This is a genomic window from Ponticaulis sp. (assembly GCF_029210165.1).
In the GTDB taxonomy this organism is placed as follows: Bacteria; Pseudomonadota; Alphaproteobacteria; order Caulobacterales; family Hyphomonadaceae; genus Ponticaulis.
The window spans coordinates 824,787-838,434 of sequence record NZ_JARGNT010000001.1 but is presented as its reverse complement, the minus strand read 5'-3'; the positions used below and the strand labels follow the sequence as shown (position 1 = coordinate 838,434).

Here is a 13,648-nt window from a genome sequence, read left to right as displayed (position 1 = left end):
ATGCCTGGTTCTCGATGGGATAGTCTCTCAGGAGCCCTGAATTTCTGCGTAACATTCCTGTGCGTTTTTATCCTGCTGGAGCAGATGCCTAACCGGTCCCTCGGGGCTGATGAATTGGTGCCTGCTCCGGTGGACATTTCCTACACGACGGCTGCCCAGCGCTGTGCGCATACGCAGACCCTCCCGACCGATGTCTCCTCCTATTTGCAATATGCGGCCCGCTGCCTTGGCGAGAATGCGCCCGAAATGCAGATGCTGGATGGTGATGTGCTGGTCATGTTTCACCGCCTCAATGAAGTTCGCGTAGAGCAGGGCCTTCCGCCGGTTGCCTGGCATCCGGGCGCCGCCGAAGTCGCGCGTCTGCATGGCATTGATATGCTGCGGCGAGACTATTTCTCTCACCAGTCTCTGGAAGGTCTTCGCAATGATGACCGTCTGCGCCGCCTCCGCCGGAATGAGATTTTCGGTTATGCCGGTGAGAACCTTGCCTGGTACCGCGATGGCTGGCCGGAGACTTATAATCCGGGCCTGTTGCAGGAGCAGTTAGAGCTCAGCCCGCGTCACTTCGATGTGATGATCAATGCTGATTATTCCCACGCCGGCGCTGCGATTGTCCGCCATGGCAACACGTATGTTGGCGTGCAGGTGTTCCTCTCGGCAGAGGGCTATCTGGATGAAAACTGGCCGTCGCGCATTTTTCCGGGCCTCACATTTGATCTTCCGACTGAACTTAATGGCCGCCCGGTCGGTGGCTGGATTCTCGAGCGCAAAAATGGCGAGATGCTTGCGCGCGGGCGTACAAACCGCGTCATAGTGCCCGAAGTTGATGGCGAAGGGCTTGTCCGTCTTGTCGTTCTCGTGCAGGCAAGCCGCTCACATTTCCTCATGCTGAACGGACCGGTGTCAGACCTTGCCACACACGCCCCCTGAACAGACTGTTTGCCTGATCGCTGTCTCTGGCGGATCGGGTTCCGGTAAATCCACACTTTCTGAAGCTATCGCCTGCGTTCTCGGCGATGAGCTGTGCGTCGTGCTGGGCGAGGATAATTACTACAAGACCCGCGAAGAGAACGGCATTGTCGGCATGCCGGCCGCAGAAGTCGAAGCGACGATCAACTTCGACGATGTCAGCTCCAAAGACATGGCGATGATGTATCGCGATATCGCAGCTTTGAAGCGCGGCGAAACCATCGACCAGCCGGTGTATGACTTTGCCGCGCATGACCGCAAAAAGGGTGAGTTCGAGACTGTCGTTCCGAAGCGCGTAACGATTGTTGAAGGTATCCACGTTCTGTCTGATCCGGCGATTGCTGAGCTTTTTGACCTTAAAGTCTATGTCGATACGCCGGATGATCTGCGCCTTGCGCGCCGTATCCTGCGTGACACCGCGCCCGAAGATCAGGGCGGGCGTGGCCGTAGTGTGGACCGCGTGATTTCCCAGTATCTGAATTTTGTGCGCCCGACCCATCACCGCGTGACCGGCCCTCACAAATATATCGCTGATCTGGTGATTGCAGATGAGGGGCTGCCGGCGTTTACAACATCGCGGCCGACCCGCCATGCGGTCATGCGTATGCTTGCGCCGGTTCGCAACTGGCTGGAAGACCACGGAATCGTCAAGTCAGACGATTTCTCGCGTTATCCGGATGATACGGATTAAGGGAAAAGCTTAGAAGCGGAAGGTCGTTTCGAGACGAACGCCTGCTTCAACTTCCTGTTCCTGCCAGCGGGACACGTCGTCCAGCTCGTTAGCACCAACGCTCACAGAACCACCAAAGCTGAAGCGCGGCGTGAACTGATAGGTCGCGCCTGCACGGTATTCTTCGCGTGGCAGCGGAGAATCTTCCGAACGTGTGGTGACGTTGAGGTTCATGGCCCAGCGGCTGGTTCCAATAATCTGGAAATCCTGAGACCGTTCCTGAAGCGTAACGCTCGGGACCGGATCGCTCGGGCTAGGTGTCGTGTCGGACAGGGTGAAGTTACGTGTCCAGCTGTTCGGTGTGAGATAGCTGGACTCGTCAGGTGAAATTGCAGACGCGTTCTGTGCTGCGGCGGAGCCACAGAATATCAGGGTAATCCCTGCACAGATGAGCATATGCGTTTTCATAATGATATTTATGCCGACTTTCAGGTTAATTGAAAGGTCAGCCTACCATATGAATCTTGAATTATTTTTGAATGCGGACTTCGAGCAACACTCCACTGTGAGTGGCTGAATTCTGTGCAGAAAAGTTAACGAGGTCGAAGTCGGTCTCGCTATCGCGATAGCCGATGGTGAAATCGATCATGTCGTTGATCTCGTGAGAGGCGCCAACAGTCACAGATTGCGAGGTAAAGCCTATCGTGTCGTCTTCGGCGCGAACGCCGTTTACACCAATCGCCCAGCCATCGACATACCATTCACCGCCTGCGCTGACGGCCGAATAGTCACCAAAACCGCCATTGTCCGAGGATAAAAGGCTAAAGCCGACGCGGAAAACATCGCGGCGTTCGAATTCCAGACCGAAGCTGGTGGTCGATGTATCGCTATAAAAAGACGAGGCGCTGTTGGCTTGCGACCAGGTCAGCGAGCTGCGGACGCGAAGGTCTGCGCTACGCAACAGGCGGGAAAACTGCAGGCCGACTTCAATCACGTCATCAAGTTCGGGTTCGATCAGGCCGGGTGCGCGTCTGTCTGTATCGAGGTCCAGACCGCGTGTGCCTGCATCCGGGGTATAGGAGAGACCAGCGCGCAGCCCCAGAATGCGCGGAGTGACATAGCTGACCTTCGCGCCGATGGAGGAGATATCATTGCGAACGCGCACACCGTTTATGCCCGTCGGATCAAGGATCGGGTCATGATCGCGCGCAAGCGTGAAGACGGTCGGGCCGCCTTCGTAAAAGCGAGCGCCCACGCCTTCGTCTATGCCAATGCCCAGCGCGCCCCAGCCGCCATCTATTTCGATATAGGCGCGTTCAAGACTGCCGCGTGGCCCGGCTTCATCGGTGAAAGACAGCGTCGAGATACGAGAAAACGCGCCGCGAACGCCTTGTCCGTTGAGGCTCGGACAGCCTGCAAATGCAGGTGGACACTCTATTATATTCCCTGAAAAGCCTGCGCGGTTCGGGTGATCTGACTGCAGCCGGAATGCAAAGTTTCCGCTGACCTCAACCCCGTTCTCCAGAACCTGACTGGCAGAGCCGCCAAAGGATAATTCCCCCAACAGGCCTTCGGTCTCAACACCCTGGCTTTCGTCTGAAAGAATGGACGCCACAAGGGTCAGATCCGTGTCGAAATCATACTCAGTTTCTGCGACCGCGGCGCTTGCCAGCGGCATACCTGCGAGGAACATTAAAAAGAAGATACGCATTTTCGACCTGTTGATTGCTGATCGGGACTTTCAGCTTACGATGTGCATGCTATACACCGAAGCGGAAAACGTTTTGAAGACACAGTTTGGCGTGAATGCCGGGAGTGATCATGAGTAAATTTAGAGCTTTAGCAGCTGTTCTTGGGGCATGCGCACTGACGGTTGCCGGATGTAGCTCCTCCAGCCGTGAGTCAGAGGCAGATACGCAGGCGACTATCGTTGGTGTAAACGCATTTCTCTGGCGTGCAACGCTCGACACGGTTGATTTCATGCCGCTGGCAAGCGCTGACCCACAGGGCGGCGTGATCATCACTGACTGGTATTCTACGCCGGAAGCGCCTGACGAGCGTTTCAAGCTGACTGTTTATATCCTTGATACACGCCTTCGCGCTGACGGTGTGAATGTGTCTGCGTTCCGTCAGGTTCGCGGCGCAACTGGATGGGAAGACGCAGCTGTCAGCCCGGACACAGAAATTCAGCTCGAAAATGCGATCCTGACCCGCGCACGTGAACTGCGCGTCGGCGATTTCAGCTAAGTTTTAAAACTCAGATCCGGAAGGAGGGCGCCTCATGGCGTCTCGCTATAATCATCGGACCACGGAGCCCAAATGGCGCGCTGCGTGGTCTGAAGCCCGTATTTTTGAAGCAGGCGAGCCGGACGACCGGCCAAAGTCCTTTGTGCTTGAGATGTTTCCGTATCCTTCGGGGCGTCTCCACATGGGTCACGTGCGCAACTACGCCATGGGCGATGTTGTAGCCCGCTATAAAATGCTGAAAGGGTTCAACGTACTTCACCCTATGGGGTGGGATGCGTTTGGTATGCCGGCTGAGAACGCTGCTATGCAGCGCGGTGTCCACCCTAAGGGTTGGACCTATGACAATATCGCAGCGATGAAACAGCAGTTTGAACTGCTGGGTCTGTCGCTCGACTGGTCGCGCGAGTTTGCGACCTGTGACCCTGAATACTATGCCCAGCAGCAGCGCATCTTCATTGCGATGATGCAAAAGGGGCTCGTCTATCGCAAAACGTCCAAAGTGAACTGGGACCCTGTCGATATGACGGTTCTGGCGAACGAGCAGGTTGTTGACGGCAAGGGCTGGCGGTCCGGCGCGGAAGTTGAAACCCGCGAGTTGGAACAATGGTTCTTCAAAATCACCGAATATGCAGACGATCTGCTGGACGAAGTTCTCAAGCTGGAGAACTGGCCTGAAAAAGTGCGCCTCATGCAGGCAAACTGGATAGGCAAGTCACGCGGCGCGACCATTCGCTGGCCAATCGTCGGCGATGCGGCTGCGACGCATGGCGAAGCGATTGAAGTCTTCACCACCCGTCCGGATACGCTCTACGGCGCAAGCTTCCTTGCGATTGCGCCAGATCATGCGATCACCAAAGCACTGGCGGCTGACAATCCAGAAATTGCCGCCTTCCAGAAAGAGTGCGCAAAGCTCGGTACGTCTGAAGAAGCGATCGAGAAAGCGCCTAAGCTCGGTATTGATCTGGGTATCAAGGTGCGTCACCCGTTCGACCCTGACTGGGAAATTCCGGTTTTCGCAGCAAACTTCGTTCTGTCGACTTACGGCTCTGGCGCGGTGTTCGGTTCGCCTGCGGGAGATCAGCGCGACCTCGATTTTGCGCGCAAATACGGTCTTCCGGTCAATCCGGTGGTTCTGCCGCCAGATGCGGATGCCGAAACACATGCTATCGACACCGAGGCTTATACCGGCCCGGGCACGATCTATAACTCAGACTTCCTGAACGGCCTGTCCACGAAAGATGCGATCAACGCGGCAATCGAAAAGCTGGAAGAGCTGAAGCTGGGTGAGGGCGCCACCACATACCGTCTGCGCGACTGGGGCGTTTCCCGTCAGCGCTATTGGGGCTGCCCGATCCCTGTCGTGAAGTGTGAAAAGTGCGGCACAAACCCTGTGCCGGACGATCAGCTTCCAGTGCGCCTGCCAGACGATGTGACCTTTGACGTGCCCGGTAACCCGCTGGAACGTCACCCGACATGGAAGCACACAAACTGCCCGGTCTGTGGCGGTGAAGCGCTTCGTGAGACGGACACGCTCGATACGTTTGCCGACTCATCATGGTATTTTGCACGTTTTGCAGCGCCATCTGATGACAAGCCGGTTGATGCCGATCTTGCGGCCTACTGGCTGCCGGTCGACCAGTATATTGGCGGTGTAGAGCACGCGGTTCTCCACCTTCTTTATTCGCGCTTCTTCATGCGTGCGATGCGTGACTGCGATCTGCTGCCTCTGCAAAGCGGCGAACCGTTTGCGTCGCTCTTCACGCAAGGCATGGTGACGCACGAAACTTACAAATCTGCTGATGACAAATGGCTTTCGCCGGAAGAGATCGAGCAGAAGGACACTGCGCTCATCGAAATCACGACAGGCAAGCCTGTTGCGGTTGGCCCGATTGAGAAAATGTCCAAGTCGAAGAAGAACACCGTCGACCCGACCGAGATCATCTCTGATTTCGGCGCAGACGTTGCCCGCTGGTTTGTTCTGTCTGACTCTCCGCCAGAGCGCGACGTTGAATGGACGCAGTCCGGTGTTGAGGGCTCCTGGCGTTTTGCGCAGAAAGTCTGGGCCGTTGTTGACGAGCTTCCGGAAGACGCGCCTGCTTATGGCGTCGCCCTGCCAGACATGGATGACGCTGCGACTGAAATCCGTAAAACCTCGCACCGTGCACTTCAGGCGATTGAAGACGCGATTGAAAGCTTCCGCTTTAACTCTGCGATTGCGACCGTGCATGAATGGGTGAACGCGCTTCGCAAGGCTGAAAGCCTTGAGGCGACACCTGCGGTCCTGGCTGCGCGTGTCGAAGCGGCCGGTTTCCTCGCTCATGCGCTGGTGCCGTTCATGCCGCACCTTGCAGAAGAATGCTGGGCGCGCATTGGCGGCACAGGTCTCGTATCTGCGGGCACATGGCCGGTTGTTGAGGGCAGCCTCCTCAAGGATGACACAATTTCCATGCCTGTTCAGGTGAATGGCAAAAAGCGTGCTGAAATTCAGGTGGCGGCTGATGCATCCAAGGATGACATTGAGGCAATCGCCCTCTCAAACGAGCAGGTAACGGCCTATACGTCTGGCAAAACGGTACGAAAAGTGATTGTAGTACCGGGACGCATCGTAAACATTGTGGTGGGATGATGAAGAAACTGACCAGCCTTTTCCTAGCAGCGTCTGCTCTTGGCCTTTCGGCTTGCGGGTTCTCGCCGGTCTATTCTACCCAGTCTGATGGTGCGCAGGGCTCTATCCAGATTGCCCAGATTGACGGCTATTCGGGGCATATTCTGCGCCGCGAGCTGCTCATGCTTCTGCGCCCGGGTCTTCCGGGTGTTGAAAGCGGTGCGCTGACAATTGCTTACGAAGAAGATGTGAACGATTTCGCCATTCTGGCGGCCGGTCAGTCTGCGCGTGTCAACGTGCAGGGCGAGGCTCAATATCGCCTCGAAACGCCGCGCGGTATTCTGTCTGGTGTTGTGAACAGCTCGGTTAGTTCAGCGCCGGGTGATCTGGCCTATGACGACATTGCAGTCCGCCGCGATATGTCCGCGCGCGCCGCCATGGAAGCTGCCAATCTGATCGCAGAACAGCTTCAGCTCCACGCGCAGGATGAAAGCGCCTATCGCCAGCCCGCGGGCAGCAACTAAAGTGAAGAAGACGGGGCGTCAGGCAGAAAGCTTCTGTTCTGACCCGACATCTGGTGTGTTCGCTGCACTGGTGTTCGGCAAAACCGGCGCGCCCGTTTCCGAACTTTCCGAAGACCTTGCAAAGCAATGGATCAAGGGCACGCAGCCTGCGCTCGACCGGCGACGCATGTCCCCGGAAGAAGCAAAACAGGATCCGGGCGGTATTCTGGATGCGCTCTGTTCTGAAAGCCTTTTCGGTGGCGCGAGCCTTTTACAGGTCAGTATTGCGCGCGAAACAGAGGCGCGGCCTTTTCTCGACGCGCTGACAGAAATCGAAAACATGTCAGAGCCGCCAAGTGGCAAGCTTCTGATTGTGGCAGGAGATCTGACGCCGCGCTCTAAACTGCGCAAAACCTTCGAAGACCATAAATCGGCCATCGCGCTTCAGATTTTTGAACGGTCCGAACGGGATTTTGAGAACTGGGTAAGAGACCAGCTCTCCGCCAACGGCCTGCGCCTCGAGCCGGATGCAGAAATCCTGCTTCTGCGGACGCTTCTTGAAGACCAGTCACTCGCGCCGGGCGAGATTGAAAAGCTCTCTCTCTATGCCGTTGATCTGGATCGTCCGCTGACAGAACAGGACATTCGCAACCTCATCATTCTGGAAGACCAGTCGACGGGGTTTGATCTTGTTGATCTTGCCCTTGATGGGAAGCTCAATGATCTGGCCGGTCTGATGGGTGATCAACTCAAAGAAGGCTCAGGCGCCATTCCGGTTCTGATCGGGCTGATGAACCAGCTCAAGCGTCTCAACCGTGCGCATGAAGTGTCTGGTGAGGGCATTCACGGCCCGAAAATCGGCGAGCGGCTCAGTCCGCGCGTGTTTGATCGCCAATGGCCAGCATTCGAGCGTCGTATGCAGAAATGGCCGCCAGATCGCATCCTCACCCTGATGACTCTGGTCGCGCAGACAGACGCGCAATGTCGTACAGCAGGCAGTCCGCAGGAGGCTCTGGTGGGCAAGCTTCTGCTTGATGTGGCGCAGGTTGCGAGCCATGCCGGACGTCGTCGTGCATGAAGTGCATTTTTTAGCAATTTTCCTCTTGCATCCGAGGCAGAGATGCGCTTTATCACCGCTTCCGGCGCTGCCGGACTACCCATTGTGAGCGGGCGTAGCTCAGGGGTAGAGCGCAACCTTGCCAAGGTTGATGTCGAGAGTTCGAATCTCTTCGCCCGCTCCATTCTCCTTACATTGAAGCTGTAGCCAAATTCTCTGAATGGGCGTGCCCGTTCACAAACGAGCTTCGTACCAGCAATCAAATAGCAAGCATGCGTCACGCATGCCCGCTGAGGCTGGACAGGACTAAATGGAATTTCGGTGTTTCAAGGCCCGCCCTACTCGTCTTCGAAGAGGGCAGGTTCACGGCGTCCGATCTGACGGCTTGGCGGGGCCGTGCCATTGCCTGCGCCGGAGCCGTATACATGGTGGTGACCGGCATTACCGAACAGGCTGACCAGCAGGATCAGAAGGTCGGCTGCAAGCGCGAGCGTCAGGGCGAAGATTGCCTGTGGCTCACGGTCCTGAAGCGCAACGAAGGAATACGCGATCGGGGCGGCTTCCGGGTCACGCGTACGGGCCACGCGGCGAAGGTCTTCCATAAAGTTGGACTTCACGCTGGCACGCAGCGCTGAGCTGTTGACGCATTCATTGCGGATATACTGAAGAAGCTCTGAACCGCGTGCACCGGCATAAGCCTCTGAAGAGGTGGCGCGGCAGTTTTCTTCAACCATGCGCAGGCTGGACTGCAGCTCTGACAGTGTTCGCGCCGCCTCGAACGCGCCGCCGGAAGTGCAGTCGATGCTGGATGGAACAAAGTCAGAAAGCGTGTCTTCATCGAATGACGTCGCCTGCGCTGCGATCAGCTCTGATTTGATGGTCGTGCAGGCTGTCAGGATCTGATCGACTTCATCTTCGCTGATCTCTTCTGATGAGAAATCGATCTGCGGAATTTCCAATGCATCTGATTGCGCTGTAAGCGCAGAAATCTCTGCTTCAAGGAAACCGATGCGAACATCATTTCCGGCATTCAGCGCGTTTTCGACATCCTGCGCGTCGCCGCCGCTCTGTACGATAGCAAGCTGCTGACGGCTGGAAAGAAGCGCTTCTTCTGCGTTATCAAGTTCCCGGGTGACGGAGCTCAGACGATTTTGCGCGACTTCAAGATTGGCGCGTACAATATCGTGCTGGCGATCGAGTTCACGCCAGCGCGGGCCACGGCCGACTTGTCCGCTTTCCTGCGCGCCGCGCTCTTCCAGCAGCTTCTGATCAGAGAGTGCCTGAGACTGGGCCAGAAGCCGCGCGGTTTCTGCTTCCCACTCATCCTGTTCCGGCGTGAGCTGGCGGACCTGACGTTCAAAATCTGCGACCGTTGTTTCGAGTTCTGCGGCGCGGGCCTGGCGGCTTACCGCGGCGCTGCGGGCTTCAGCCTGCGCATTGCCGACCTGACGGCGATAATCTGCAAGTTCGCTGCGGCGCTCGTCCAGTTCTGTGAGGATGGACTGGCGCTGCTCATTGGAAGCAGAGGCCAGTACGTTGATCTGGGCCTGAAATTCGGCTTGTTGCGTAGAGAAATCTCCGCGCGCATCGCGGACTTCATCTTCCAGCGCTTCGATAAGCTCTTCAACGATCACATCGCCGCGCTCGCGAATGGTTTCTGCGGACCAGTCAGATTTCTGGGCGCTGAACATACGGTCGAACAGGTCGATATAAGAGAAGGTGACAGAGATGGTCGTTGCGGCCAGATAGCCAACGAGAATAGCGGAAATCAGCCCCCAGCGTTTACGGTCCTCGACCATGAGAAGGCGGCTCGCAATCCATGCAAGCGCCAGCATCAGAGCCTGAATGCCGAAAGCAAGGCCGAGCGTGATGGCAAGGCTTTCGGCCCGGTCCCACCAGGAAATGCCTTCAAGGCTACCGCCGGATGTCATGAGCTGTTGGATCGGGTCAGCCGCGCGAAGGCCGCTCCAGGTTGTCAGAAATGAGACGACCGACAGCACAAGGCTCGCAATAACGGCGCTTCGAAAGCCCAGCGATTGGCGCGGTGTGTAGTTAGAGTGGCTCATTTTTTCACCCGGTTTTGAATACAGCTCCGGCTGTGCATTCTGTGTGCCAGTTTGTGGTCGTTAGCCCCGTGAGCAGGTCAGCGCCCGCTCTCAGAATGGTCAGCCGCCCGAAACATCAAATGAAACAGACTGCTTCTGTAAAAACGGGCAGCATGTCGAGAATATGGCAGAGTGTGCAAAAGCGCTGCTTTTGCGGGCGTTTGGTGCCGTTATGGCTGTGCTTAGCGCTTTGCGGCCTTCGATCAGGCGATGATATCCGGGCGGATCAGGCCCCGCACGCGGGAAATCTCGTCTTTCAGGCGCAGCTTTTCGCGCTTCATGCGTTGAAGGGTGATCATGTCCGCGCCAGCCAGTTGCTGCGCTGTGACCTGTTCATCAAGCAGGCGGTGCTCGGCTTCGAGCTGATCAAGGCGCGCCTGCAACTGACGCGTTGTCTCATCAAAATCGAAATGTGTGCCGTCCATGGCCTTAACCTTTAAGAAAGAGGCCGGTTCATTAACAAATTTTGCTTGTGGATAAAAGTGAAACGTTTACGGACGCGCGAAAAAACGTCTCGCAAATGCACTTTTTCGGAGAGTCAATACGTGACGAGTTTGTGACTTCATGCTTTCATGTATTGCTCAGCAAAGGAGGCTCGAAGCGATGAGTTTAGAAAATCATCTGCAGGAACTTTCCACCCGTCATAAGAAGATTGACGATGCACTGCAGGAAGAGTCGAAAAGACCTTCCTCTGACTCTCTCAAAATGTCGCGCATGAAACGAGAGAAGCTGAAACTGAAGGAAGAGATCCAGTCTCTTCGAGGCGATCTCAACAGTTAAATATACTCCGGGTCCGGCAGAGACCTTTACGTTCAGGCGGCCTGCTTTGGCTTGACCGCCTGAGTGTGGCATGAAATGGCCGATTGAACTCAGCTGGAAACGGAAGGCATAGAGAGATGCGCGCGCCGGCAATTGTTATTCTGGGCCTTGGAAAAGGCGTTGGCGCAAGCTGTGCGCGTAAGTTTGCTGAATCCGGTTGGTCCGTCATGATTGTGGAGGACGACCAGAAGGCGTTGGGTCGCGCTAAGGATGACCTCGGTGATCTGGCCAGCTATCTCTCTGAAAACCAGTCTACCCGGCTCGGGCTGAAAAACGCCCTGTCGGGTATGCTCGAACAGTTTGACGGCGTTGATGTTGTTCTCAATATTCCGCCATTGTCTGATCCGATTGATATGGATGACCTCACCCTCGAACGGGTGACGCAGGAACTCAAGCAAACGACGACCACGGCGTTGATGGCCGGGCAGGTTTTCGGCCGCGAAATGGTGGCCGAGCTGCGCGCGCATGAAGATAATGCAGAGCGCGTGCCTTACAAAAAGTCTTTCATACAACTTCTCAGTCGTGCGGCGATCGCAGGTAATCCGGGCAGTGCGCTCAACACGGTGACGCAGGGCTCTGTGCTTTCGGTCATGAAAGCTCTAGCGCTGGAATATGCGCCGTGGAAAATCCGTTCGAATGCGATTGTTGCCGTTCGTCCTCACAGCGAGGACACCGAAGGCTGGCTGAAAGAGCGTACCCCGCTGAAACGTGCCGCGCGCGCATCTGAGATCGCAGAGGCAGCTTATTATCTGGCGTCTTCAGAGGGCGCTTATGTAAACGGACATGCGCTGGAGCTTGATGGCGGACGCAGTGTTCTGAACGGAACCATGCCGTCCAGCTAAGCGCGTTTAAGCTGCAAACGCCGGCTTGATCACTCTTTAAATTGTATTTTTTTGATGGATTGATGGCCCAATTGGTGGATTTCCATCATTTCAGATGTTCTCGTTTTGTGTCGTTCTATCCCTACAGGAAATGATGGGGGTCGTACGTGATACACGTCGTAACAATCAGAAACCAACACCTCTATGCGAAGCAGCTCGATGAGATGTTCCGCATGCGCCACGAGTTTTATGTAAAACAGCGTGGCTGGACCAATCTCACCTCTGCAGATGGTCGTGAGACGGACGAGTTCGATAACGAACATGCGGTCTATCTCATGAACCTCGACCGGCATGGGAATATTCTGGCGACGTTTCGCCTCAATCCGACAGACACGCCATACCTCATGGGCGATAAGCTGACCGAGTATATCAACGGTGAGCCGCCACGTGATGAAGCGATTTGGGACCTCACCCGCTGGATGATTGCGCCACATGCGCGCCGTCGTCATGAAGGTGTGATCGCTGATGCACAGAAAACCCTTCTGTGCGGGATTATGGAATTCGCGGTCGATCGCGGCATTACCGACTTCACCTGCCTGATGGATACGGTCTTTGTCGACCGTATGTCGAAGGTCTGGCCGGTCGAATATCTGGGCGATCCACAGCACTTTGACGATGGCGATGGTGATGCTGTCGCCGTGATGATCGAGGCTGGCCCGCACGTGCTGATCGATACCCGAAACAAGATGGAGATTTACGAACAGGTCCTGTTCGAAATCGAGCCACCACCTCCATTGACCGAACTTGAGAAGAAGCGTCGCGAAGCTGCGATGCGTAAGGAGCAACCAATGAATCAGATCGAACTTGATCGTATGCGTACTGCAGCCGATATGCTCGTCAACGAGCTGAATTCGGTAAAAGAAACCGGCAATGTGGATGCCTCTATCTCTGCAATTGAGGCCTTCACCAAAACCCTCATTCCGATTCGTGAAGATGCGGCAGGTCGCCGGGCCTCGTAAAAGCGGAGTTCAGGGCCGATTCCGGACTTGAATTTCCCCTCTTTTTGCGTATAAGCGCTGTTTGCTCCAAAGAGGCGTAAGGCATTGCCTCCAGGAGAAACTATCAGATGCGCTTTGCGCAAGGAGATGAAAATGCCGAAGATGAAAACCAAGAAGGCCGCTGCAAAGCGGTTTAAGATCACTGCTACGGGCAAGCTCAAGCATGGTGTTGCTGGTAAGCGTCACCGCCTGATCAGCCACAACGCGAAATATATCCGCCAGAACCGCGGCACATCTGTTGCTGCAAAAGCAGACGAGGCTCGTGTGAAGAGCTGGCTGCCATACGGCACGAAATAACGCGTAAGCTGAGAAGGATTTAGACACATGGCACGCTCCCGTAACAAGGTGCCCGCGCACGCTCGGCACAAGAAAATCATCAAAGCGGCAAAAGGCTATTATGGCCGCCGTAAAAACACTTTCCGCACAGCAAATGCTGCCGTCCAGAAGGCTGGTCAGTACGCATATGTTGGCCGTAAGCAGAAGAAGCGTACTTTCCGCTCTCTCTGGATCCAGCGTCTGAACGCTGCTGTTCGTGAACTCGACGATACGATGACATACTCTCGTTTCATCGACGGTGTTCACAAGGCTGGCATCGACATGGACCGCAAGGTTCTTTCTGATCTTGCGATCAACGAACCTGCTGCGTTTAAAGCTGTAATGGAACAGGCCAAGGCTGCGCTGGCTGCTTAATCAGACCGCGCACAGGACTGTTCCTACAAAGCGACCGTTGCCTTTCAGCAGCGGTCGTTTTCGTATTTGGATAAGACTTTCTCTGGAAATGCGCAGAGAGATTG

Annotated in this window: 15 protein-coding genes and 1 tRNA gene; 12 read left to right on the top strand and 4 right to left on the bottom strand. The window is 55.8% G+C overall.

What is annotated here, in order from left to right:
* Both P1U45_RS04170 and P1U45_RS04165 read left to right on the top strand, forming a co-directional pair.
* Nucleotides 1-930 (top strand): CAP domain-containing protein, encoded by a 930-nt coding sequence (locus P1U45_RS04170; RefSeq protein ID WP_293609199.1) that lies wholly within the window; start codon nucleotides 1-3, stop codon nucleotides 928-930.
* A complete protein-coding gene (locus P1U45_RS04165) occupies nucleotides 911-1,660 on the top strand; it encodes a uridine kinase (RefSeq protein ID WP_301057635.1) in 750 nt (249 codons plus the stop codon). Before P1U45_RS04170 ends, P1U45_RS04165 begins: the two co-directional genes overlap by 20 nt.
* Before the next feature lie 9 nt (nucleotides 1,661-1,669).
* Here P1U45_RS04165 and P1U45_RS04160 read toward each other — a convergent pair whose 3' ends face one another.
* Together P1U45_RS04160 and P1U45_RS04155 are read right to left on the bottom strand one after the other, a co-directional pair.
* Nucleotides 1,670-2,107, bottom strand: coding sequence for an NtrZ family periplasmic regulatory protein (locus tag P1U45_RS04160; protein ID WP_301057633.1), 438 nt, complete (start codon nucleotides 2,105-2,107; stop codon nucleotides 1,670-1,672).
* A gap of 61 nt (nucleotides 2,108-2,168) precedes the next feature.
* Nucleotides 2,169-3,350 carry a porin gene (locus tag P1U45_RS04155; RefSeq protein ID WP_301057631.1) on the bottom strand — a complete coding sequence of 394 codons (1,182 nt, stop codon included), beginning with the start codon at nucleotides 3,348-3,350 and terminating at the stop codon, nucleotides 2,169-2,171.
* A gap of 110 nt (nucleotides 3,351-3,460) precedes the next feature.
* Here P1U45_RS04155 and P1U45_RS04150 point away from each other — a divergent pair, with 110 nt between their 5' ends.
* From P1U45_RS04150 to P1U45_RS04130, 5 genes are all read left to right on the top strand, one after another.
* Nucleotides 3,461-3,886 (top strand): DUF3576 domain-containing protein, encoded by a 426-nt coding sequence (locus P1U45_RS04150; protein WP_293609203.1) that lies wholly within the window; start codon nucleotides 3,461-3,463, stop codon nucleotides 3,884-3,886.
* Between the two features lie 34 nt (nucleotides 3,887-3,920).
* Nucleotides 3,921-6,512, top strand: a complete 2,592-nt coding sequence (gene leuS / locus P1U45_RS04145) for a leucine--tRNA ligase (RefSeq protein ID WP_301057629.1) — start codon at nucleotides 3,921-3,923, stop codon at nucleotides 6,510-6,512.
* A complete protein-coding gene (locus P1U45_RS04140) occupies nucleotides 6,512-7,015 on the top strand; it encodes a hypothetical protein (RefSeq protein WP_301057628.1) in 504 nt (167 codons plus the stop codon). The genes leuS and P1U45_RS04140 overlap by 1 nt, the downstream gene beginning before the upstream one ends.
* Before the next feature lies 1 nt (nucleotide 7,016).
* Nucleotides 7,017-8,072 (top strand): DNA polymerase III subunit delta, encoded by a 1,056-nt coding sequence (gene holA, locus P1U45_RS04135; protein WP_301057627.1) that lies wholly within the window; start codon nucleotides 7,017-7,019, stop codon nucleotides 8,070-8,072.
* 88 nt (nucleotides 8,073-8,160) lie between these two features.
* Nucleotides 8,161-8,235 (top strand) — tRNA-Gly (locus tag P1U45_RS04130).
* Nucleotides 8,236-8,389: 154 nt separating this feature from the next.
* Here P1U45_RS04130 and P1U45_RS04125 read toward each other — a convergent pair.
* Together P1U45_RS04125 and P1U45_RS04120 are read right to left on the bottom strand one after the other, a co-directional pair.
* The gene (locus tag P1U45_RS04125; protein WP_301057626.1) at nucleotides 8,390-10,117 is read right to left on the bottom strand and encodes a hypothetical protein; all 1,728 of its coding nucleotides are present in this window, start codon (nucleotides 10,115-10,117) and stop codon (nucleotides 8,390-8,392) included.
* A gap of 242 nt (nucleotides 10,118-10,359) precedes the next feature.
* Entirely contained in the window at nucleotides 10,360-10,581 is a 222-nt protein-coding gene (locus tag P1U45_RS04120) for a DUF465 domain-containing protein (RefSeq protein ID WP_301057625.1), read from the bottom strand.
* A gap of 139 nt (nucleotides 10,582-10,720) precedes the next feature.
* Here P1U45_RS04120 and P1U45_RS16640 point away from each other — a divergent pair, with 139 nt between their 5' ends.
* The 5 genes from P1U45_RS16640 (at nucleotide 10,721) to rplT (ending at nucleotide 13,544) form a co-directional block, all read left to right on the top strand.
* Entirely contained in the window at nucleotides 10,721-10,936 is a 216-nt protein-coding gene (locus P1U45_RS16640; protein ID WP_366144963.1) for a DUF465 domain-containing protein, read from the top strand.
* Between the two features lie 116 nt (nucleotides 10,937-11,052).
* Nucleotides 11,053-11,817, top strand: coding sequence for an SDR family oxidoreductase (locus tag P1U45_RS04115; protein WP_301057624.1), 765 nt, complete (start codon nucleotides 11,053-11,055; stop codon nucleotides 11,815-11,817).
* Nucleotides 11,818-11,963: 146 nt separating this feature from the next.
* Complete coding sequence (locus P1U45_RS04110; RefSeq protein WP_301057623.1) at nucleotides 11,964-12,815, top strand: acyl-homoserine-lactone synthase; 852 nt, start codon at nucleotides 11,964-11,966, stop codon at nucleotides 12,813-12,815.
* Between the two features lie 132 nt (nucleotides 12,816-12,947).
* A complete protein-coding gene (rpmI, locus tag P1U45_RS04105) occupies nucleotides 12,948-13,151 on the top strand; it encodes a 50S ribosomal protein L35 (protein WP_027441417.1) in 204 nt (67 codons plus the stop codon).
* Nucleotides 13,152-13,178: 27 nt separating this feature from the next.
* Nucleotides 13,179-13,544: a 50S ribosomal protein L20 gene (gene rplT, locus P1U45_RS04100; protein ID WP_022693633.1), complete on the top strand. Its 366-nt coding sequence runs from the start codon at nucleotides 13,179-13,181 to the stop codon at nucleotides 13,542-13,544.
* Nucleotides 13,545-13,648: the final 104 nt, after the last annotated feature.

Bases quoted from the DNA above. Each gene is read 5' to 3' on its own strand.
- P1U45_RS04140 (WP_301057628.1), top strand. From the start codon at position 6,512: ATGAAGAAACTGACCAGCCTTTTCCTAGCAGCGTCTGCTCTTGGCCTT.
- P1U45_RS04155 (WP_301057631.1), bottom strand. From the start codon at position 3,350: ATGCGTATCTTCTTTTTAATGTTCCTCGCAGGTATGCCGCTGGCAAGC.
- P1U45_RS04125 (WP_301057626.1), bottom strand. From the start codon at position 10,117: ATGAGCCACTCTAACTACACACCGCGCCAATCGCTGGGCTTTCGAAGC.
- P1U45_RS04170 (WP_293609199.1), top strand. From the start codon at position 1: ATGCCTGGTTCTCGATGGGATAGTCTCTCAGGAGCCCTGAATTTCTGC.
- P1U45_RS04115 (WP_301057624.1), top strand. From the start codon at position 11,053: ATGCGCGCGCCGGCAATTGTTATTCTGGGCCTTGGAAAAGGCGTTGGC.
- P1U45_RS04160 (WP_301057633.1), bottom strand. From the start codon at position 2,107: ATGAAAACGCATATGCTCATCTGTGCAGGGATTACCCTGATATTCTGT.
- P1U45_RS16640 (WP_366144963.1), top strand. From the start codon at position 10,721: ATGCTTTCATGTATTGCTCAGCAAAGGAGGCTCGAAGCGATGAGTTTA.
- P1U45_RS04150 (WP_293609203.1), top strand. From the start codon at position 3,461: ATGAGTAAATTTAGAGCTTTAGCAGCTGTTCTTGGGGCATGCGCACTG.
- rplT (WP_022693633.1), top strand. From the start codon at position 13,179: ATGGCACGCTCCCGTAACAAGGTGCCCGCGCACGCTCGGCACAAGAAA.
- rpmI (WP_027441417.1), top strand. From the start codon at position 12,948: ATGCCGAAGATGAAAACCAAGAAGGCCGCTGCAAAGCGGTTTAAGATC.
- P1U45_RS04120 (WP_301057625.1), bottom strand. From the start codon at position 10,581: ATGGACGGCACACATTTCGATTTTGATGAGACAACGCGTCAGTTGCAG.
- leuS (WP_301057629.1), top strand. From the start codon at position 3,921: ATGGCGTCTCGCTATAATCATCGGACCACGGAGCCCAAATGGCGCGCT.